The sequence below is a fragment of the Nonomuraea sp. NPDC001684 genome (genome assembly GCF_053596515.1).
Genome location: NZ_JBSFGJ010000121.1, coordinates 1 through 22,518, shown reverse-complemented (window position 1 = coordinate 22,518; position 22,518 = coordinate 1). Strand labels below are relative to the sequence as shown.

The 22,518-nt window shown below is 71.5% G+C and carries 13 protein-coding genes; 9 read left to right on the top strand and 4 right to left on the bottom strand.

Annotated elements, in window-relative coordinates; all coding sequences use genetic code 11:
* Positions 1–861: sensor domain-containing protein (locus ACWCSD_RS22300; protein WP_449917475.1), on the bottom strand; the 861-nt coding region annotated here is incomplete at its 3' end.
* Positions 862–969: 108 nt separating this feature from the next.
* Between ACWCSD_RS22300 and ACWCSD_RS22295 the strand changes: the two genes are divergently transcribed.
* Complete coding sequence (locus ACWCSD_RS22295) at positions 970–1,239, top strand: hypothetical protein (RefSeq protein WP_397158817.1); 270 nt, start codon at positions 970–972, stop codon at positions 1,237–1,239.
* Between the two features lie 428 nt (positions 1,240–1,667).
* Positions 1,668–2,225: a hypothetical protein gene (locus ACWCSD_RS22290; protein ID WP_397158815.1), complete on the top strand. Its 558-nt coding sequence runs from the start codon at positions 1,668–1,670 to the stop codon at positions 2,223–2,225.
* A 54-nt stretch (positions 2,226–2,279) separates the two neighbouring features.
* On the opposite strand, the gene ACWCSD_RS22285 is transcribed toward ACWCSD_RS22290, so the two are convergent.
* Both ACWCSD_RS22285 and rraA read right to left on the bottom strand, forming a co-directional pair.
* Positions 2,280–2,591 (bottom strand): EthD family reductase, encoded by a 312-nt coding sequence (locus tag ACWCSD_RS22285; RefSeq protein WP_358302368.1) that lies wholly within the window; start codon positions 2,589–2,591, stop codon positions 2,280–2,282.
* Between the two features lie 77 nt (positions 2,592–2,668).
* Positions 2,669–3,139 (bottom strand): ribonuclease E activity regulator RraA, encoded by a 471-nt coding sequence (rraA, locus tag ACWCSD_RS22280; protein WP_358302365.1) that lies wholly within the window; start codon positions 3,137–3,139, stop codon positions 2,669–2,671.
* Positions 3,140–3,328: 189 nt separating this feature from the next.
* Between rraA and ACWCSD_RS22275 the strand changes: the two genes are divergently transcribed.
* From ACWCSD_RS22275 to ACWCSD_RS22250, 6 genes are all read left to right on the top strand, one after another.
* Positions 3,329–7,759 (top strand): LamG-like jellyroll fold domain-containing protein, encoded by a 4,431-nt coding sequence (locus ACWCSD_RS22275; protein ID WP_449917469.1) that lies wholly within the window; start codon positions 3,329–3,331, stop codon positions 7,757–7,759.
* Between the two features lie 77 nt (positions 7,760–7,836).
* Entirely contained in the window at positions 7,837–14,682 is a 6,846-nt protein-coding gene (locus tag ACWCSD_RS22270) for an RHS repeat-associated core domain-containing protein (protein WP_449917466.1), read from the top strand.
* On the top strand, positions 14,669–15,094 hold the full coding sequence (locus tag ACWCSD_RS22265; RefSeq protein WP_449917463.1) for a hypothetical protein: 426 nt from the start codon (positions 14,669–14,671) through the stop codon (positions 15,092–15,094). The genes ACWCSD_RS22270 and ACWCSD_RS22265 overlap by 14 nt, the downstream gene beginning before the upstream one ends.
* A 233-nt stretch (positions 15,095–15,327) precedes the next feature.
* Entirely contained in the window at positions 15,328–17,001 is a 1,674-nt protein-coding gene (locus tag ACWCSD_RS22260; protein WP_449917461.1) for a BTAD domain-containing putative transcriptional regulator, read from the top strand.
* A 118-nt stretch (positions 17,002–17,119) separates the two neighbouring features.
* Positions 17,120–19,555 (top strand): S8 family peptidase, encoded by a 2,436-nt coding sequence (locus ACWCSD_RS22255; RefSeq protein WP_449917458.1) that lies wholly within the window; start codon positions 17,120–17,122, stop codon positions 19,553–19,555.
* Positions 19,556–19,610: 55 nt separating this feature from the next.
* A complete protein-coding gene (locus ACWCSD_RS22250; RefSeq protein WP_449917455.1) occupies positions 19,611–20,723 on the top strand; it encodes a helix-turn-helix domain-containing protein in 1,113 nt (370 codons plus the stop codon).
* 42 nt (positions 20,724–20,765) lie between these two features.
* On the opposite strand, the gene ACWCSD_RS22245 is transcribed toward ACWCSD_RS22250, so the two are convergent.
* Positions 20,766–21,734, bottom strand: a complete 969-nt coding sequence (locus tag ACWCSD_RS22245; protein WP_449917452.1) for an NAD-dependent epimerase/dehydratase family protein — start codon at positions 21,732–21,734, stop codon at positions 20,766–20,768.
* Positions 21,735–21,934: 200 nt separating this feature from the next.
* Between ACWCSD_RS22245 and ACWCSD_RS22240 the strand changes: the two genes are divergently transcribed.
* A partial coding sequence (locus ACWCSD_RS22240; protein WP_449917449.1) for a protein kinase domain-containing protein occupies positions 21,935–22,518 on the top strand: 584 nt, incomplete at its 3' end.

The window sequence follows — 22,518 nt, the reverse complement described above, 5'->3', positions numbered from 1 at the left end:
CAGGATCGGCGGCAGGATCGCGCGCACCACGCCGCGCAGCTCCGCCAGCGCCTGCTCGGCCGCGTTCCTGGCACGCTCCAGTGCGTGCGCGGCCAGGGCGGGATCGCGCTGCAGCGCGCGCTCGGCCGCGGCCACCGTGACCACGACCGCGTTCAGCCGGTTCTGCGCGCCGTCGTGCAGGGCCCGCTCGATCCGGCGCAGCTCGACGGCATGCGCGCGCAGCGCCCCCGCGCGGGTCGCGGTCAGCTGCGCGATGCGCTGCGACAAGTCGATCGAGGCGTGCGGGACCAGCAGTTTTCTGGCGGGCAGCGCCTGCAGTCGCGCCAGCGCAGGGAAGAGGCGGACCAGGGCGACCACGACGGCCAGGCCGATCACCGAGGTGGCGATCGCGCCCGGCCAGGTGGTGACCGGGACGGCGAAGTTGGTGAGCTGATCCTCGCGCGCCAGAAACTGCCAGTAGAGCGGGTAGGTGACTTCCCGCAGCGCCGCCACCGGCATGACCAGCCCGAGCAGGCCGCAGACCGGGCCCACCACGGCGTAGAGGGCCAGCCAGCCCAGGTCGCGCCAGGTCGCCGGGTCGGCACGGGCCGCCCGCATCCTGGCCGCCCAGCCTCGGGGCAACTGCTCGGCGGACATCTGGTACGGGCTGACGATCTCGACACCCGCGCCGGCCAGGCGCCTGCGTTCCCACTCGGCCGTGTTCCTGGTCATCGCGATCATGGCCGGCACCAGCACCAGCCCGACCCCGACCAGGCTCAACGCGGCCACCACCAGCCAGCACAGCGCGACGACGACGGCCATGAACGCGGTGCCAAGCCCGCCGGCCAGCCGTTCCAGACTTTCAAGGATTCCCCGCAACACTGGCGCCATAGTAGGTGAAAGGGGACACAACTTGCTCCAGCCCGCTGTACCACGGCCAGGCAGCGTGCGGGATTTCCACAGATCGGGCACGTTTCTAGGGTTCTGGCCATGACCGATCCCTATCGCATCTCCAGCCCCGACTCCGACCCCGCCGGCCCGCGGGCCGCCTCCCGGCACGCGGCGCGCAGGCAACCGCTGAGCAAAGGCGCTCTCGCGCTGCGCGCCCTGCTCTGGCTCGTCCTGATGGCCAGCTCGGTCGTCAACCTGATCGCCAACAGCATCGGCCGTGGCTGGACGCTCGGCCTGGCCTCGGGCGGCGTCGCCATCGTGTGCGTCGTCGCCCTCATCGTGCATCACGTGAGCAGGCGCAGGACATGAACCACGTCGTCCCTCGCCCCCGCACCAAGGAGGCCCGCTGGGCCTGACAGGCACGGCGATCCGGCCGCGCCCGCGGCCGGGGAAGAACGCCCAGGTCATGGGGGGAATGCCGGGAGCTTGCCAGTGGTTTACATACGCATACCCCGAGGGCTTTGGCAGTGATTGAGGCTGTTTGCCCGGGGTTTACGGTTCAGAGGTAGATCTTTGCCCGTTTTGGGGTGTTAGGTTTGCGTTTGTCCGTTTCTTGGGATAGTGTTGTATCTATCCAGCCGGTGGAACCGCACGTGACTTCATCACGTCCGTCGGACCACCAAGTGCGCTCCACGTAGCGACCGATGGCGTTTGTGCCCGGCTACGGCCTTCATGTCTTGTCTGAGTCAAGCGAGCGCATGCCCCCCTGATGATCGATGTCACCAAGGAGACTGCTGATGACTGCTCGCCTGCGTTCTTTCGCCATGCTTTCCGCCGCTGCTCTGTCGGCGCTGACGATCGGTGCCGCCGCTCATCCCGCGAGCGCTGATGCGGATGTGAACGGTCAGGGTGTGCTGGCCGGTTCGACGACCGCTTCCTACTTCTGGGACGACTCCTCGGGTCGCGCCGGTGACACGGGTCTGCCGGCGGCCGGCAAGCCGATGCAGAAGGGTCTGGCGGCTTCGCCGTCGTGGCCGCTGATGACCGAGGGTTACGTGGTCTACCAGGGTAAGAAGCTACCGTTCTTCGTGGGTGACCGTGGTCCTGGTGACCCCTCCAGTCGTGGGGTGATGCTGGACCTGGACGCCAAGACGTTCGCCGAGCTGACCGGTGGCCGGTTCAATCCGGACACGCTGGGTGTGGACGGTGTGAAGGGCGAGGGTCACATCAAGATCCAGTACGTGGTCACCAAGTGGGGTGACGGCGTGGGCAGGAAGGCCGCTCCGGTGGCGTTCGACACGGGCGCCTGGCGTCAGCAGGACACCGGCACGGCTCCGGTGTCGGTCAAGAAGTAACACGCGCGTGCGAGTGAAGGGCGTTCCCCGCGGGGGGACGCCCTTCTCGCATGTTCAGAGCACCGAACCCGACGGCCCGGTCGTCATCGTGACCCCCGACCCGGCGAACTCGCCCACGTCGGCGACCGCCGCCTGCCCCTCCTCGCTGCTCATCGCCGCGATGAACGCCTGCTCGTCGTCCCAGGTCAGCACCGCGACCAGGTGGTAGGCGGGCCGCTGACCGCCGCCGGCCACCGGCCGCTGGACGGTGTAGCCCCGCAGGCCCGGAAGCTTGGCCGCCAGGGGCGCGTGGATCTCGTCGTAGTGCCGGTCGAAGGCCGCGACGTCCTCGGGGTGGTGGTAGAGAACGATGAGCTGGAATGCCATGGTCCGCCTCCGGATCGTGATGTCCTGTCACGAAATCACACCCCGGCGGCCCCGTGGAAGCCCGCGCGGCGGCCGGGTCAGCCCGGTACGCGGGTGACCAGGATGCCGTCGTCGTCGCTGAACAGCTCGGCCCCCGGCGAGAACGTGACGCCGCCGAACGTCACCGGCACGTCCCGCTCGCCCGTGCCCGTCTTGCCGCTCTTGCGCGGGTTGGAACCCAGGGCCTTCACGCCGAGGTCGAGCTCGCGCAGCGCGGTCACGTCCCGGACGGCGCCGTGGATCACCACGCCCGCCCAGCCGGCCGCCACCGCCCCGCCCGCGATCATGTCGCCCATCAGCGCGGCGTGCAGCGAGCCGCCGCCGTCCACCACCAGGACCCGGCCCTCGCCGGGCTCCGACAGGACCGCCTTGAGCAGGGCGTTGTCCTGGTGGCAGCGCACGGTGACGATCGTGCCGTGGAAGGCGCGGCGGCCGCCGTACTGGCGCAGCTGCAGGTCGCAGGAGTCGAGCTCGTCGCCGCGCTCGTCGTACAGGTCCGCGGTGTTCATGGGGGCCCTTCCCGGCGGGGGTGTCAGCGGTCGCGTTCATGCTGCCACGCCGGGCCCGCCGGAGGCCGGCCGGGCGGGAAGCGTTTCCCACGTTTTCCCAACCGGCGGCCGCGGCCTACCCCGCCGGTCCGAGCCGATCGATGCTGTGGCGGAACGCATGCCACGCGATCGTGTACCAGGGGAGTACGCATGGGGTTACGAAGGTGGACGGCCGTCCTGGCAGCGGCGTCGCTGGCCGTGGGCGGCCTGGCCGGCACGGTGTGGACGCCGCCGCAGGCGGTCGCCGAAGCGGTGGACGCCGCCACCGCGTGGATGGTCAAACCCCTGTTCCGGCTACGGGGCACCACCGGCACCGACAACACGCTGTTCACCTCCTGGGAGACGGAGTACGACAGCGCGGTGACGAAATGGGGTTACACCCCTGAGGGTCAGGTGCTGCACGTCTCGCGCGAGGCGGTGACCGGGCTGTCGCCGGTCACCGGCCTGCGCAAGGCGGGCGGCGACCGTATCTTCACCCTCGACCAGAGCGAGCGCGACCAGGCCGTCGCGCAGGGCTACGTGAACGAGGGCGTGCGCTTCCACGCCCAGGCCGCGGCCGGGGACGGGCTGCTCCCGGTCCACCAGTTCGTCAAGGGCCCCTCCCACCGGTACGCGGTCGGCGAGGCGGAGAAGGCGCGCGCGCTGGCCGAAGGCTGGACGTACCAGAAGGTCGCCTTCTACGGACGGGGTTCGTTCAGCAAGAAGCTGCTGCTCAACGGGGAGTTCACCACGGACGCCGCGTCATGGGAGGCCGCCGGGCCGACCACGACGGCGGTGGAGAACGGCGTGCTCAAGGTCACCGTCGCCGACGGCACCACCGAACCGGGGCAGGCCCACCTGCGCCAGCTCGGGCGCACGTTGCAGGCCAAGAAGACGTACACGCTCTCCTTCGACGCCCACGCCACCGCCGCGGCGACCGTCAAGGCCGTGCTCTGCGAGGACGCCGAGACCTGCCCGGAGATCTTCGCCACGGACGTGGAGCTGCCCGACCAGCCGCAACACTTCTCCTACACCTTCGACTCCACCGCCGACACCACCACCGGGGCGCTCACCTTCCAGCTCGGCGGCCAGGGCGCGCTGACGGCCTTCCTGGACAACGTCTCGCTGACCGAGCAGAAGTGGACCGTCTCCACCGATCCCCGGCAGACCGAGGCCGAGGCGCTGGCCTCCGCCGAGGCCACGGGGCAACTGGTGGAGGTGCTGGCCGAGCGGGGCGAGACGCGCGAGGTGTACGCCACCCCCGAGGGCACGATGTACGTCAACGACCGGCTCGCCCCGATCAGGAAGAAGCAGGGCGACACGTGGGTCCCCCTGTACAACGGCCTGCGGTTCCAGGACGGGACGGTCCAGCCGTACTCCTCGCTGGTGGACCTCAGGCTGTCGGCCGGCGGGACGGGGCCGATGGCCACGCTCACCCGCTCCGGCCACACCATGTCGCTGACCTGGCCGACCACACTGCCCACGCCGAGCCTCGACGGCGACACCGCCGTGTACACCGGCGTGCTCGGGCCGGACGTGGACCTGCGCGTGCGGGCCACCGCGGACGGCTTCGCGCACACGCTGGTGGTGAAGACCCCCGCCGCCGCCCAGGACCCCCGGCTGGCCAGCCTGACCCTCGGCCTGTCCGCGCCGACGCTGACGGTGAGCACCGGCGCCGACGGCACGCAGGAGGCGGTCGACCCCGACAACGGTGCGGTGATCTTCGAGGCGCCCAAGCCCGTCATGTGGGACTCGGCGCCCGCGCCGCCCGCCGCGGGCACGGGCACCGTGGGCGAGGACGGCCCCATCGACCCGCCGACCACGCACGCCACGGACGGCACCCCCGGCGACGCGTCGAAGATCGCCACGATCGGCACCGAACTGGGCCAGGGACAGCTCACGCTGACCCCCGACCCGGCCATGCTGACCGCGGCCGACACGACGTTCCCCGTCTACATCGACCCGATGTACCGCACGCCGATGAGCTCGGCGAACCTCATGGTGGCCAGCAGCGGGTTCGAGCTCTACAACTTCACCAAGGACCAGGGCATGGGCCGATGCCCGATCGGCCTGCCCTCCAGCGGCAAGAGCTGCGGCTCCCCGCACAGGAAGCGGCTGTTCTACCGCATCCCCACCGGCTGGCTGGCCGGCAAGCAGGTCCTGTCCGCCGAGTTCCACGTACGGGAGGTGTGGGCCGCCTCCGGCAGCAAGCGGCCGGTCAACATCCACCTGGCCAAGGCGTTCGGCAAGAACTCCACCTGGAACTCCACCTCCGACAACTGGCTGCGCAAGCTGGACAGCCGCAACGTGGCCAAGGGGTGGTCGGGCTGCGCCGCCAAGTCCTGCCCGGCCGGTGACGTGCTGTTCAACGTGACCTCGGGCGTCAAGGAGGCGGCGCAGAAGGGCTGGCGGGACACCACGTTCGGCCTGCGCGCCGCCGACGAGGGCGACCAGCTCGGCTGGAAGCGGTTCGAGTCGCGCGCCTACCTGCGCGTGCACTACAACCGGCCGCCGCTGCAGCCGAAGATGAGCCAGCTGGAGATGGAGCCGGGCGGCCCGTGCAAGGGGCCGGGCGACCCGTCGGTGTTCAACTGGTCCACGCCGAAGCTGATCGCCAAGAACCTCCGCGATCCCGACACCTACAACCGCACGGCCGACAAGGTCCAGGCCGAGTTCCTGGTGTCGTGGAAGAACGCCGCCGGCCAGAACAAGGAATGGCGGTACCTCACGCCGGCCAAGAGCGCCAAGTCCGGCAAGGCGGGCAACAGCTTCATGGCGCAGGTGCCGCGCGGGCTGCTGCCGGAGAACACCGTCGTCAACTGGCAGGTCCGCGCCCAGGACAGCCGCAAGGGCAAGGGGCCGTGGAGCTCGGCCGGGGCGGCGACCGCCTGCTACTTCGTCTTCGACACCAAGGCGCCGCCGCTGCCGGTGATCACCTCGTCCGGCGCCGACGGGTACGCCGCGGAGGACCCCCTCGACCCGGCGCAGACGCCGCAGGACGGCATGGGCCGCTACGGCCGGTTCGTCATCACCTTCGACCCGTCGGTGACCGAGTGGGCGTACGCGGTCAACGACGACCCCACCCAGTTCCGCAAGAGGACCGCGGGCAGCGCCACCGAGACGGTGCAGATCCTGCCCAAGGTCGTCGGCAGCAACAGCCTCTACGTCCGCGTCAAGGACCAGGCGGGCAACTACTCCAAGGGGTCGGCCGTCTACCGGTTCCGGGTCGCGCCCGGCCGCGGGCCGAAGGCCCACTGGAAGCTCAACGACCCGGCCGGCGCCACCACCCTGGCGGAGACCGGCGGCCGCTACCCGGCCCGTACCGCGGGCACGCCGCAGCTCGGCGTGGCCGGTTCCCGCGGCACGGCGATGGCTGGCAACGGCACCAACGCCTACGCCCGCACCGACGCCGCGGTGCTCGACACCACCAAGAGCTTCACGGTGACGGCATGGGCGAAGCTGCCGGACGTCCTGCCCTCGTCCTACGCCACCGTGCTGGCCCAGGACGGCGCCAACGTGTCCGGCTTCTGCCTGCGCTACGACGCGCCGAACCGCAAATGGGTGTTCTGGCGCATGAACGCCGACTCGACCTCGGCGGCCTCGGCCAGCGCGTGGTCGGCGAAACAGGCCAGACCCGGCGAGTGGACGCACCTGATGGGCGTCTTCGACTCGGTGGCCAAGAAGGTGCGCATCTACGTCAACGGCGAGCCCGGCACCGAGATGGACTACACCGCCGCCTGGGCGGCCAACGGCCCGCTCACCATCGGCCGGGTCCTGTGGGGCGCCCAGCCGCTCGACCACTTCCCGGGCAAGATCGACGACGTCCGCGTCCACGACCGGATCGTCAGCGTCGAGGAGGCGGCGGCGCTGTCCAAGGAGATGCTGACGGTGACGCACAAGTGGCACCTCAACAACGTCCCCGACGACAGCGGCGAGGCGCCCAGAACCCCCGTCAAGCTGTACGGCGCGGCCCGCTTCGTGGCCAAGACCCCCATGAGCAACAGCGTCGTGCCGGGCTCCCTGCGCCTGCCGGGCGCGTCCGGCGACTACGCGGCCGTCGAGTCGGCCGTGCTGGATCCGCGGGAGAGCTTCACCCTCTCGGCCTGGGTGGAGACCAGCGGCCAGGCGCGCAAGGCGATGACCCTGCTGAACCTGCCCATGGCCACCGGCAGCGCGCTGACGGTGAAGTTCGACCCCGCCCGCGGCGACCCGGACATGGGCGAGACCGGCCGGTACGTCGTGGAGATCCCCGGCGGCACCGTCGTGGAACACCCCGCCTTCCACACCGGGTTCGGCGACTGGGACCACCTGGCGATCGTCTACCGGGCCCGGGAGAAGACGCTGGAGTTCTGGGTGAACGGCACCCTCGAAGCGGCGCCGGAGGCCGAGGTCAAGTCCTACCGCAACGACGTCACCCTGACGGGCCCCATCACCTCGGCCCAGCTCGGCCGCGGCGGGACGGGTCTGAACTGGTCGGGCCACGTCGACGACGTGTGGGTGCTGCGCGGCCCCGCGGACGGGAGCCTGATCGACCTGTTGTCCCTGTGGTCGGAGATGACGACCGTCTCCGAAGACGCGCTCAACGACAACACCCCCGACTGACCCCGGTGCGGGGGCGCCGCGCCGGCGCCCCCGCCGTCCCTCCTGCCGCTTCCGCTCTCTTCCCTGGGAGGTACGGCATGCGCGTCCATGCCGCACGCCGACGTCGCTCTTCCTGGTCCCGGCTGCTCCGCGCGGCCCTCACGTTGCTGCTCACGGCCGGCCTGATGGTCGTGCCCGCGACGCTCCCCTCCGCGAGCGCCGCCGCCGAGCGGGATCGGCCCAAACCCGTCGACCGGGAACGGGTCGTGCCCGGCCGGCCCGCCGCGGTGAAACCACGGATCACCGAGCCGAAGGCCCCCGACCCCGTGGCCGCCTGGCCCGCGCCCGGCACGGTCGAGGTGGACCTGGCGGCCGCCCCGGCGTCCGCCGCCGCCCGCAAGGCGGGCACGCTGTCCGCGACGGCGGCCGACGCCGCCTCCGCCGCCGGGCGGGTGCGGATCCAGACCCACGACCGCGCGGCCTCGCAGCGCGCGGGCGTCGGCGGCCCGGTCTTCACCGCGGCCCGCACGTCGGGACCGCCGGGCAAGGTCACGATGAAGGTGGACTACGCCCCCTTCGCCGAAGCCTACGGAGGCGGCTTCGGTTCCCGGATGCGCCTGGCGGCCCTGCCCGCATGTGCCCTGACCAGCCCGGACAAGGCCGAGTGCCGCCAGGCCGTGCCGCTGAAGGGCCGCAACGACACCGCGACCAGGACGCTCAGCGCCGACGTCGACCTGGCCGCCGAGCCGATGGTGCTGGCTGTGACCTCCGGGACTTCGGGGGACAAGGGCGACTTCGGCGTCACCTCGCTGTCGCCGTCGGCGACCTGGCAGGTCAGCCCGCAGACGGGCGACTTCACCTGGTCCTACCCGCTGCGGGTGCCGCCGGTGCCGGGCGGGCTGGTGCCGAACCTGGTGGTCAACTACTCCGCGGCCGCCATCGACGGGCGCACCGCGACCACCAACAACCAGGCGTCCTGGCTCGGCGACGGCTTCGAGCTGTCGCCCGGGTACATCGAGCGCAAGTACAAGTCCTGCAAGGACGACGGCGTCCCCAAGGACCCGACCTACCAGGTCGAGCCGATGGACCAGTGCTGGGCCTACGACAACGCCACGCTCGCCCTCGGCGGATCGGGCGGCGAGCTCGTCCCGACCGGCCCCGACACCTGGGTCCTGGCCAGGGACGACGGCACCCGGGTCCAGCGCCTCACCGGCACCGCCGCCGACACCGCCAACGGCGACGACGACAACGAGTACTGGCGCGTGACCACCGCCGACGGCACCCAGTACTACTTCGGCAAGAACCGCCTGCCGGGCTGGACCGCCGGCAAACCCCAGACCAACTCCGCCTGGGACGTCCCGGTGTTCGGCGACGACGCCGGCGAACCCTGCCACAAGGACGCCTTCAAGGACTCCTGGTGCCGTCAGACCTGGCGGTGGAACCTCGACCACATCGAGGACACCCATGGCAACGCGGTGACCTTCTACTACACCAAGGAGCAGAACCGCTACGGCCGCAACCTGCGCGCCGCCGACGAGACCGCCTACGACCGCGGCGGCTACCTGACCTCCATCCAGTACGGCCTGCGCACCGGCGACCTGTTCCCGGCCACGCCGCCCGCGCGGGTCGACTTCACCAACGCCGAGCGCTGCCTGCTGACCGCGGCCGAGTGCGCCGACATCTCCGCCCATCCGGCCCGCTGGCCGGACGTGCCCTGGGACATGAACTGCGACGAGGGCACCGAGTGCAAGGACGGCAAGGGGACGGCCTCGCCGAGCTTCTGGACCCGCAAGCGCCTGACGAAGGTCACCACCAAGGTCGTCGACGCGGCCGGCACCGGCCACCGCGACGTGGACTCCTGGGAGTTCAAGCACCTGTGGGGCATCGCCGACGTGGACCGGCAGCTCAAGCTCACCGACATCGTCCACACCGGGCACGCCGGTGCGGCGCCGGTCACCATGCCGCCGGTGAGCTTCGTCTACCAGCAGCTGGCCAACCGGGTGGACAAGCTCGGCGACGACGTCGGCCCGTTCGTCAAGGAGCGGGTGGCCTCGATCCAGAACGAGACCGGCGGCAAGCTCGACGTCACCTACTCGGGGATGGACTGCAGCCCCTCCGACCTGCCGCAACCGGCGAGCAACCGGCGGCTGTGCTTCCCGACGTTCTGGCAGAACTCCAACGGCGGCGCCGACCCGAGCCTGGACTGGTTCCACAAGTACGTCGTCCGCGAGCTGATCCAGACCGACCTGACCGGCGGCGGCCCGGACATGGTCACCCGCTACGACTACAGCATCGGCAAGCCCGCCTGGCACTACGCCGACGACGACGGCATCACGCCGGAGAAGTTCAAGACGTGGTCGAACTGGCGCGGCTTCGACAAGGTCCGGGTGATCGGCGGGGCCACCAGCGCGGCCGGCGGCGGCACGCCGTCCCAGACCGACTACTGGTACTTCCAGGGCATGAACGGCGACCGCGCGGCGGTCTCCGGCGGTGCCAAGGCCGTCACCGTGGACGACGGCGAGGGCGGCACGTACACCGACCACGAGTCCCTGCACGGCACGACCCTGCGCACCGTGACCTACGACAAGGCCGGCGGCGTGCCGGTGAGCAAGTCGATCAGCACGCCGTGGTACCACCAGACGGCCTCCAGGTCCCGGCCGTGGGGCACGATCACCGCCAACCTGACCGGCACCAGGTCCACCCGCACCTTCGGCCTGGTCGGCCTGTCCTGGCAGCAGACCCGCTCGACCGTGACCGAGTTCGACCTGACCACCGGCGCCGCGCTGGCCACCGACGACGAGGGCGAGGTGGGCGTCGCCGGCGACGAGGAGTGCACCAGGACCGAGCTGACCGCCGACGGGGCGCGGGTGCTGCGCCTGCCGGCCCGGGTGACCACGGTGGCCCGTCGCTGCACCGACACCCCGAACCTGCTCACCGACCTGGTCGCCGACGCGCGCACCTACTACGACGACAAGGCGTTCAAGGCCGCGCCCGTGCACGGGGACGTGACCAGGACCGAACGCGGGAACGCCGCCTCGGCGACCGCGGTCACCGGCTACCAGGTGATGGCCCGGTCGACCTACGACGAGCTGGGACGCCCCAAGACCGTCGCCGACGCCGCCGGGCTGACCACCTCCACCGACTACACCGAGACGCACGGCGTCACCACACAGGTGGTCACCACCACCCCGCGGGCCCGCGCCGACGACCCCGACTCGGCCATGGTCACGACCCGGGTGCTCGACCCGGCGTGGGGCCTGGCGACGCGCGAGACCAGCGCGGCCGGCAAGGTGACCATCGCGCAACGGGACGCGCTGGGCCGCACCGCGAAGGTCTGGGGGCCGGGCCGCACGACGAGTATGACGCCCGACAACGAGTACCAGTACCTGGTCAACGCCGGCGCGATCGTGGCCGTGGGCGCGAAGACGCTGACCAGCGAAGGCGGCCAGCAGACGTCGTACACGCTGTTCGACGGGTGGCTGCGGCCCAGGCAGTCGCAGGCGCCCGGCAAGAACGGCGACACAAAGGGCCGGATCGTCTCCGACAGCGTCTACAACGGGGCCGGCCAGGTGCACTACACCTTCGCGCCCTACTACGCCGACGGCGACCCCGAGCCCAAGCGGTTCGGGGTGGCCACCGTGGGCGCGGTGGAGTCGCAGCTGTGGAACACCTACGACGGCCGCGGCCGGCTGCTGTCCGAACGGCTGCTGTCCGGCAACAGCGACGGCGACGTCAACGAGCTGTGGAACACCCGCTACGAGTACGGCGGCGACTGGACCAAGGTCGTCCCCCCGTCCGGCGGTACCCCGGTCACCACCTACACCGACGTGCACGGGCGTACCCGTGAGATCCAGCAGCAGACGGCCTCCGGGCCGGTCGTCACCAAGTTCGCCTACAACCACCGCGGCCAGCAGGAGTCGGTGACCGGCCCCGGCAACCAGGTCTGGTCCTACAGCTACGACCTGCTCGGCCGCCTGGTGCAGTCGAACGACCCCGACCGCGGCGTCGAGAAGACCGCCTACGACAACCTCGACCGGCCGGTCCTGATGACCGACGCCCGCAACCAGAAGATCGGCATCGAGTACGACGGGCTCGACCGCATGGTCGCCAAGTACGACGCCACCACGTCGTCGCCCGGCACCAAGGTCGCCGAGTGGGTGTACGACACCGTCCGCAAGGGCCAGCTCACCAGCTCCACCCGCATCGTCGGCAACGACCGGTACACCACGCAGGTGGAGGCGTACGACAACCTGGACCGCCCGCAGCGCAGCAGAGTGGTCCTGCCCGCCGTCGAGGGCGGCCTGGCGCCCGCCCAGGGGTACGTCTTCGACACCAGCTACAACCTCGACGGCAGCGTCGCCGCGAGCAGCAGCCCCGCCGTCGGCGGGCTGCCCGCCGAGAACATCGCCTACACCTACGACGACCTCGGCCGCCTGGTCTCCACCAAGTCCCAGCTGTCGACGTACCTCGTCGGCACCGACTACACCAAGACCGGCCGGGTCATCGGCCTGCGCATGCAGTCCGGCGGCGACGGCAAGCAGATCGACCAGACCTTCGACTACGAGTTCGGCACCGGCCGCCTGGCCAAGGCCACCACCTGGCACTTCGGCATGGCCGGCACCGACCGCAGCACCCAGTACGCCTACCAGCCCGCCGGGAACATCACCCAGATCAAGGACACCTCCCGCGACGGCGTCGACAACCAGTGCTTCCGCTACGACGAGCTGTCCCGCCTGTCGGAGGCCTGGACCCAGGACGGCGACGCAACCTGCGCCGCCACCGGCGCGACCGCCACCGTCGGCGGCCCGGCCCCCTACCGCGCCGCCTACACCTACGACGACACGGGCAACCGCCGCAGCGAGTCCCTCTACGGTGCCGGCCCGGCGGGCGGCGTCCAGCAGTCGGACCGCACCTACGTCTACGACCCGGCCAAGGCCCACCGCCTCACCACGGTCCCCGGCGCCGCCTCCTTCGCCTACGACGCCTCCGGCAACACCGTCGAGCGCCGCACCCAGGCGAGCAACCAGACGCTGACCTGGGACGCCGAAGGCGAGCTCGTCAAGGTCAACGACGACAAGAAGGGCGAGACCCGCTTCCTCTACACCGCCGACGGCGAGCGGCTCATCCGGCGCGACAAGGACGGCACCACCCTGTACCTGCCCGGTCTGGAGGTGCACCTGGTCAAGGGGGCCACCAGCCCCACGGCCAGCCGCTACGTCGGCAACGCCATGCGGACCACCACCGGGGTCACCTACGTCCTCGGCGACCACCACGGCACCGCCGAACTGGCCATCAACGCCGAGACCGGCGCCCTCAGCCAGCGCCGCTACACCCCCTTCGGCGCCCTGCGCGGCAGCCAGGGCGCCTGGCCCCAGGACCACCAGCGCGGATTCGTCGGCGGCATCAACGACGCCGGCACCGACCTGACCACGCTCGGCGCCCGCAGCTACGACCCGCTCACCGGCCGCTTCATCTCCGTCGACCCCCTCATCCAGATGGGCGACTCCCAGCAGATGAACGGCTACAACTACGCCAACAACAATCCCCCCACGCTCGCCGACCCGACGGGCAAGAAACCCTGCTGCACCGGCGTCGGCTGCTTCCACTCCATCGCACCTCCCTGCGCGCCGGGCGAGGACCACGACAACCCGGACTGCGAAGGCCCCTGCGATCGGGACGGCGCCAGAAAACGCCTCAACAACGCCCGCGACTCGCAACAGAACGAGCGGCAGCAACAGCAGCAGATCGCCAAGCGGAACGCGGTGCTGGAAGCCTTGAAGGCCGCAGGCATCGGATTCATCAAAGATTTCCTGAAAATAGATGACATAAAAGGCTGTTTAGGTGGCAGCGTCGGCAGTTGCGTCAGCCTGATCCTGGAATTCGTGCCGGCCAAGAAGATCGGCGGCCTGATCTGGAAACTGGCCACCAGGGTCCGGATGGGCATCAAGATCTACAAAAAGGTCCAGGGCGCCATCAAGGCGGCCCGCCGCGCCATCGAGGCCATCGACGCCAAGATCGACGACATCAACAAGAAGATCGCCGCCCTGGACGGCCTGATAGCCCGCGCGGGCAAACGCAGCAAGAATCCGTCAGCGACACGTGGCCCGGGTGACTCCTGCGGTGGTCCCAACAGCTTCGCTCCCGACACCAAGGTCCTGCTCGCCGACGGCTCCAGCAAGCCCATCGAGCGGCTGAAACCTGGCGACAGAGTTCTGGCCACCGACCCTCAGACCGGAACCACCGAACCCAAGGCCATCCTCGCCGCCATCGTGGGTCAAGGCTCCAAGAACCTCGTCGGCATCACGGTGGACACGGATGGCGCTTCTGGAAAAGCCACCGGCGACATCATCGCCACCGACGGCCATCCCTTCTGGGTGGAGAGCGAGAACGCCTGGCGGGACGCCAAGGACCTACGTCCGGGCCAGCTTCTGCGGACTGCCGCCGGCACCCACGTCCAGATCGCCGCAGTCAAGCGCTGGACCGCTCAGGCCCGCGTCCACAATCTCACCGTCGCCGGGATTCACACCTATTACGTGCTCGCCGACGCGACACCGGTCCTCGTTCACAACTGTGACCTGCGGATCATCACGTCCGACCAGGACATCAGGCACAACCGCACCTCCGTCGCGATCGCAGAAGAGGGATACGGATTCAGCGGAGTGTACGATCCTGACTCGGGTCTCCTGGTGGCACGGCTCAGCAGCGGACCGCATGCCCTGGTTGACCGCTACGGAGGGCATGGCGATACCAATGACACATATTTCGGTGGTTCCGGGAATACCGTCGGCTTCGTGGCGCTGGTGAGAAACGGCGGCCTCGAAGTCAAGTGGAACTCGGTCAGCGTCAACTACACGAACTTCGGAGACAGGGCTGCGCCGATGGCACACCGCCAGCCGATTCTGGATACCCTGCGACGGATCACCGGCCTCGATGTTTCGGGATGACCTGACGATCGGCGGCCTGCTCGTTCCGCCCGCCCTGACCTCGTTGATCTGGGCGGGCGGGTGGGTCCCGCCGCGGAGGCGGCAGACTCTTCTGGAGGTCTTCGGTGACGAGCCCGAACAACCGTCCTTCTACGACCTTCCGGATCTGTCCCGCCAGAACGCCTCCTGGCAGCGACGCGATGTGGAGGAGGTGTTCGGCGTCCCGATCGAAGGAGAAAGTCTCGGAATCGAACCGTCGCTCTCGATACTGATCGCGGATCTGGGTATCGACATGCCGATCGCCCTGGACTACCGCGACACGGCTGGACCTCCGCCGGTGCTCTACCTGACGTTTTCCCCGGAGGCGAGGTGGATCAAGGTGGCATCCAGCATCGAGGCTCTCATCGGCGTTCTTTACGCCGACGAGAAGTGATTCCCGGACGACAGGATCCTGCATTGATGTCATTGTCGCATTCCTGTGGCCGAAGGGGCGGGCAATACCTCCGTGACGGAATGCGACTTACCGTATCGGCGGGAAGGGTATTCATATCGTTCCCGTATCGCTCAGGCGTCGGACTCGCCAAGGTTTTTTCGTGGAACAGCTTGGTTGGTCTCGGTTGAATATCGGTTGACGGTGGGCTTCGACAGTCGGTCAATCATGGGGAGGTGATCAATTCACCGAACGACGGCGTCGGGGTGCTGGGGGCGGTCGAGTTTTGGTGGGCGGGGGCGCCGGTGGTGTTGCGCAGGCGGCAGCAGCGGCTGTTGCTCGGCGTGCTGGCTCTGTCGGCCGGCCGGGTCGTCCCGCTCCAGCGCCTGGCCGAGGTGCTCTGGCCTGAGGGGGCGCCGCAGGGCGCGCGCAGGCAGGTCCAGGTGCTCGTCTCCCGGCTGCGCGGCCTGCTCGCGGACGCCGCCGGGACCGACGTGGAGGTGTTCGCCACCGGCTCCGGCTACGGGCTGCGCATCGACCCCATGGCCGTGGACGCTCACCGGTTCGCCGTGCTGAGGGAGCGGGCCGGGGGCAGTGACGATGACGAGGAGAAGGCCGGGCTGCTGCGGCAGGCGCTGGAGTTGTGGCGTGGCCCGGTGCTCGACGAGGCGGCCGTCGGGGCCGCTCGCGACACACTCTGCGTCCGGCTGGAGGAGGCTCGGCGCGAGGCGATCGAGGAGCACGCCGAGGCGTCGTTGCGGCTCGGCCGGCACCGGCAGGTCCTCGGCGCGCTGGCCGAGGAGGTGGCGACCGCCCCCACCCGTGAACGGCTGGTGGGCCTGCTGATGCTCGCGCTCTACCGCTCCGGCCGCATCGCCGAGGCCCTCGACGCCTTCGAACGGTCACGCGCCCACCTGAACGACGAGCTGGGGCTCGATCCCGGCCCCGCCCTGGTACGGCTGCGCCTGGACATCCTGCGCGGCGACCCCCGCCTCGGCGGCCGGTCAGGGCAGGGCGGCGTCGGCGGCCCCGAGGCCGTCAGGCGGTCCGGCGACCTGGAGGGGGAGGGGCTGGTGATGCTCGGCCTGGGCCGGATCCGCTTCGCCCAGGACCGCTTCGCCGAGTCCGTCGCCGCCTACGAGGAGGCCCGGCGGGCCTTCCAGCGGCTCGGCGACCGGCGGCACCTGGCGGCCGCCCTGTCCGGGCTGGGCACCGTACGGGCCGAGGGCGGCTGGTTCGCCGAGGGGGAGACCGACCTGCTGGAGGCGGCCTCGCTCTGCTCCGCCCTCGGTGACCAGGCCGGGCACGCGCACGCCATCTACATGCTGGGCTTCGTGGAACGCGAACGCGGCGACGACGAGCTGGCGCTGTGGCTGCTCGGCCGGGCGCTGCAGACGTACCAGAAGATCGGTGACCTGCGTTGTCAGGCTCTGCTCCAGCGCAGCATCGGCCTGGTGCACCGGGCGAGGGGCGAGTACGGGCACGCCGCGACGAGGACGCGCGAGTCCCGCCGTCTGTTCGCCGCCCTGTCCGACCCGCACGGGACGGCCTACGCCGACCAGTCCCTGGCCAAGATCCGGATCCGCGTGGGCGACCTGCCGCAGGCCGAGCGGGCGCTCCAGGCGAGCCTGCGCGTCTTCACCCGCCAGGACGACCGCTTCGGCCGCGCGCTCGGCCTGCGGACGCTCGGCGAGCTGCGCCTGGAGCAGGACGCGACGGCCGAGTCCAGGGCCGCGCTGTCCGCCTCCCTCGACCTGTGGGACACGCTGGAGCTGCCGCTGTGGCGCGCCCGCACGCTCTCCGTCCTGGCCCGCCTGGAGTCGCGCAACGGCGAGGCCGCGCACGCCGGCGCCGCCCGCCAGGAGTCGACCGCCATCTTCAGCCGGATCGGCAGCCGCGAGGGCCGCTGACGTCCTCGGCATACCTGGCATACCGGGCGGAAGGGCGCTGACGTCGCTGGCAAACGGGTGGCAACAGGGGGCGCTTACATTGCGCGGGCATCTTCGTCCCGCGCCGAAGGAGAGCCTCATGAGGCGATCAGCCACCGTCACGGCGACCATCCACCGCGTGCTCGTCCTGACGGCGATCCTGCTCTCCTCGCTCGCCGTCGCGACCGGCTCGCCGGCCGCCGCGGCCGGGCAGCGGACGGAGGCGGGGCAGGGGGCGGACGCGGTGCCGTGGGTGGAGCCCGGACTGGCACGCAAGCTCGACGCCGGAGGCAGGCTCCGGGTCAACGTCATGACCAGGGACCGCGACGAGCTGGCCGCCGTCTCCGGCTCCGGCGCAGGCCAGGTGCTCCAGACGCTGTCCCGCCTGCCCATGGTCACCCTGCGGACCGACCGGGCGGGCCTCCAGCGGCTCGCCGCCAGGCCGGGCGTGCTCAGCGTGTCCGAGGACCGGCCGGTGCCGCCGGCCCTCGGGCAGAGCGTCCCGCTGATCGGCGGCGACCGCACCAGGGCGGCCGGGCTGACCGGCGCGGGCACCGCCGTGGCCGTGCTGGACACCGGCGTCGCCACCGGCCACCCCTTCCTCGGTGGCCGCGTCGTGGCCGAGGCGTGCTTCTCGCCCGCCGACCCGGACTACTCCGCCACCAGCCTGTGCCCCGACGGAACCCCCGAGCAGGACGGCCCCGGCTCGGCCGACTCCGAGCGCGGCGGCTGCTCCGACGAGTTGCTGGACTGCTCCCACGGGACGCACGTGGCCGGGATCATCGCCGGTGACGGCGAAGGGATCGACGGCGACGGCGGGAGCGGCGTCGCGCCGGGCGCCGACCTCGTGGCCATCCAGGTCTTCAGCCGCTTCGACTCCGACGTCCATTGCCGCTCCCTCGGCACGCCGTGCCTGCTCAGCTTCGGCAGTGCCCAGGTGGCCGCGCTGGAGAAGGTCCAGGCGCTGAAGGCGACACTGCCCATCGTGGCGGTCAACATGAGTCTGGGCGGCGGCACGTACACCGCGCCCTGCGAAACCGACGAGCGCAAGGCTCTCATCGACGCCCTGCTGGCGGCCGGGGTCGCCACCGTCGTGGCGGCCGGCAACGACGCCTCCCCGAACGCGGTGGCCGCCCCCGCCTGCGTCTCGTCGGCCGTCGCCGTGGGCAGCACCACCGACGCCGACGTCCTGTCCTCCTTCAGCAACCGCGGCCCGCTGCTGGATCTGCTGGCACCCGGCAGCGACATCGTCTCCTCCGTGCCCGGCGACCGCTGGGCGTCCATGAGCGGCACGTCGATGGCCGCGCCGCACGTCGCCGGGGCGCTCGCGGTGCTGAGCCAGGCGTTCCCCGGGGTCGGGCCCGCGGCTCTGGAGGCCAAGCTCAAGGAGACCGGGCGCGCGATCGCCTACACCGGCGCCACCACGCCCCGCATCCAGCTCGACGCCGCCGCCCAGGGCGCGACGCCCCGGCCGGGGCCCGACCAGTACTTCCACTCGCGGGGCAGGATCCTGGACAACGTCCGGATCAGCGCCAACTCCACCATGGCCGTGCAGGTGGCGGGCGTGGCCGGGCTGCCCGCGCAGGGCGTGCGGTCCGTCGCGCTCAACGTCAGCGCCAAGGGCGACTTCTTCAACACCGGGACGATCACCGTGCACGCCTCCGACGAGCAGGAACCGGACGGCAAGGTGCTCGCCTACGACACCTCCCGCTACGCCTCCACCATGATCATCGCCAGGGTCGGCGCCGACGGGAAGGTCAAGGTGGTCAACCGCGGGACGGGCCCCGTCAAGGTGACGCTCGACGCGCATGGCCACACTCTCGACAAGGCGGCCGCCGCCGTGGGCGGCACCTACTTCCCCGTCACGCCCGCCCGGGTGGCCGACCACACGGTCATCCCCGCGCTGGGCAACCACGAGCTGTCCGTCGCGGGCATGAACGGCCTGCCCGCCACTGGGGTCGCCCAGGTCGCCCTCACCGTGGTCCTGAAGAGCCCGTCGACCGGCACCGTACGGATGTACGCCGCCGGGGACGCCTACCCCGTGGACGCCAACATCGACTACCCGGCGAACCTCACCACGCAGTTCCACACGATCGTCAAACCGGGCCAGGACGGCAAGATCAACGTGCACAACCTCGGCTACGACAACGCCGAGATCTCCGTGGACGTCACCGGCTACTTCTCCAGCGAGCGGCGCGGCGCGCTGGTCAAGGCCGTCCGCCCCACGTCGGCGGGACGGGCCCTGGCGATCCCCGCGGGCGGCACCAAGACCGTGCGCTTCACCGGCCTGCCCGCCTCCGGCGTCACCGCGGTCGCGCTGACCGTGGCCGCGCGGGGCTCGGCCGCCGGGACCGTCTCGGTGCTGCCGCAGAGCGGGCCCTCGACCGCCCGCGTCGTCTGCTACCCGGCGGGCAAGGACGCCGTCGGGTCCACCATCGCCGCCGTCCGCGCCGACGGGTCGGTGGTGCTGAAGAACGAGGGCGCCGGGCAGGTGAGCGTCGACGTCGACCTGTACGCCTACTTCGCGAACGCCTGACCTTGGTCACCGGCGCCTGGAACGTCCTGCGAACCCCGGAAAAGGAGGCGGGCGAATGAGCCCCGCGGTGGTGAACGGCATCCACGCCCGGATGCTCGCGGCCGAACTCAGCCTGCTCAAGGCCGCCTCCGGTCTCGGACTGGTGCAGCTGGCCGGGCACACGCACTGCAGCAAGTCCTCGCTCCAGCGCTACCTCAGCGGCAAGCTGCTGCCGCCCCGCCAGGCCGTCGAGGCCATCAGCAAGGCGTGCTGCGGCGACACCGCGCGCCTGGTGGCGCTGTGGGAGCTGGCCGTGGCCGGCCCTCCCGAACGGCCGCGTCCGGCGCAGCTCCCGCACGACGTGCCGGGCTTCACCGGCCGCTGCGCCGAGCTCGCCCGCCTGGCGGACCTGATGCCGGACTCCGGCAACGCCATCGCGATCGCGGTGATCGACGGCGTCGCCGGCGTCGGCAAGAGCGCGCTCGCCGTGCACTTCGCGCACCGCGTGGCCGGCCGGTTCCCGGACGGCCAGCTCCACCTCGACCTGCGCGGCTCCGACGCGGAACGGGGGCCGCTGCCGCCCGCCGAGGCGCTGGCCCAGCTCGTCCGGGCCCTCGCCCCGGACCTGCGGCGCCTGCCCGGCGACGTGGGGGAGCGGGCGGCCCTGTTCCGCAGCCTGATCGGCGGCCGGCGCATGCTCGTCCTGCTGGACGACGCCGTCTCCACGGATCAGGTCCGCGCGCTGCTGCCCGGCAACCCCGGGTGCCTGGTGCTGGTGACCAGCCGCCACCGGCTGGGCGGGCTGGTCGCCCGGGACGGCGCCCACCACCTCGCCCTGGGCGCCCTGACCGCCGCCGAGTCCGCCGATCTGCTGGCCGCCGCCGCCGGCGCGGAACGCATCGCCGCCGAGCCCGGGGCCGTCGCCGGCATGACGCGGTTGTGCGGATATCTTCCGCTGGCGCTGCGCATCGTGGCCGAGCACCTGGTGGTGAACCCGTCGCTCACCATGGCCGACCTCGTCGGTGACCTCGTCGGCGACTTCGCCGGTGACCTCGCCGCCGAACAGCGAGCCCCGGACCGGCCCGTCGCCGTACGGGCGGTGTTCCCCAGGTCCTACCGCGCCCTGCCGCCGCCGGCCGCGCGGGCGTTCCGGCTGCTGGGCAGGCAGGGGTGCCTGGACCGCCGCTGACCAGCCGCCGGGTACCGTCGGGGGCCACGGTGCCGCGCCCGGTCAGCGGGCGTTTCCCGCGCGCAGCCAGGAGACGTAGTCGGCGATCCCGGAGCCGGTGTCGTAGGCGGGCTCGAAGCCGGTGTCCTCGCGCAGCCGGGTGACGTCGAGGCACAGGTCGCGGCCGGGGCCGGCGGGGTCGCGGCCCTCCCGCAGCTCGACGTCCGCGCCGGGCACGGCCCGCCGGATCGCCGCGGCGACCTCGCCGTTGGTGGTCATCCGGCCGGCGGCGACGTTGTACGTGCGGTGGCGCAGCCGCTCGGCCGTCTGCAGCAGGGCGATGGCCCGGCCGCAGTCCTTGACGTAGCACAGGTCGCCGCCGTCCCCGGCGTGCGCGCCCCACGCGGGGGGCGTCAGGTCCGGCGCGGCCCTCTGCACGGCGGCGTGCACGAGCTGCGGCAGGAGGAAGAACGGCGAACGCGCGTGGCCGAGCGGCCCCCAGATCGCGCCGATGCGGAGGTTGACCACCTCCAGCCCGGCGGTCTCGGCCAGATGACCGGCCATCAGCTCGCCGATCTTCTTGAACGTCGGGATCGGGTGGCCGGCCGACATCGTCAGCGGCAGGTCCTCGGCCAGCGGGCTCGGGGCCTCGACGCCGCCGTAGACGCCGATGGTGCTGGCCAGGCCGAGCCGGGACACCTGCCATTCGGTGGCGGCGTGGAAGACGTTGAGCAGGCTCGCGACGGACTTCTCGACCCCCTCGACCGGCTCGTGCGCGCCGACCGGCCAGGGCATCGAGCCCGCCAGGTGCACGATTCCGGTGATCTTGTGCCGGTCGCCCAGGGCGAGCAGCGCCGCCCGGTCGGTGAGGTCGGCCCGCTCGACGACGAGCCGCCCCTCGGCCTCCCCGGCCAGCGGCGCGGGCACCTCGGGGGCCCTGCGCTGGACGAGCACGACGGATTCGCCGAGGTCGAGCAGCGCTCGCGCGGTGTGCGTGCCGATGAAGCCGAGCCCGCCCGTGATGAGGATCATTGCCCCAACTCCTTTTCATCAGTACTACTGATCGTCAGTAGCGCTGATGATTACCGTAATACGAGGAGCCGGCTGCTGTCCAACGGGCGCAGGACGGGTCCCGCGCCGAACGGCGAGGTGAGCCCGCGGGCGGCGGATCCTGATTCATCCCGCTAAAGTTCATGATTCGGTACCGCTGCTGTCCCAGGAGTCACCGCCTCATGCCGAACGCCGAGCCCTTACGTCCTGGAGATCCCACGTCCTTGGGGGCCCACCGGATCACCGGATGGCTGGCCTCCGGCGGGCAGGGGGTCGTCTACCTCGGCCAGGGGCCGAACGGGCGGCCCGTGGCCGTCAAGGTCCTGCACGGGATCGTGGCCGGTGAGCGGTTCGCCGCCCTGACGGAGGCGGCCCGCCGGGTGGACTCGCCGGGCGTCGCGCGGGTGCTCGACGCGGCCTGGGGGCGGCTGTCGTACATCGTGAGCGAGTACGTGGAGGGGCCGTCGCTGGCCGAGGTGGGCCGGCTCGGCGGCGGGAACCTGCGGCACCTGGCGGTCGGCACGGCCACGGGGCTGGCCGCGCTGCACCGGGCGGGGCTCACGCACGGCGACCTCAAGCCGTCCAGCGTGCTGCTCGGCCGGGACGGCGCACGCCTGGTCGGCTTCGGCACCGCGGGAACCGGCCCGGGCTCCGGCCGCGCCGGCGCGGGCACCGGGCCAGGGCACGGCTCCGACGGCGGCGCGGTGGCGTACATGGCGCCGGAGCAACTGGACGGGCGCACGGCGAGCGCAACGTCGGGGGCGGC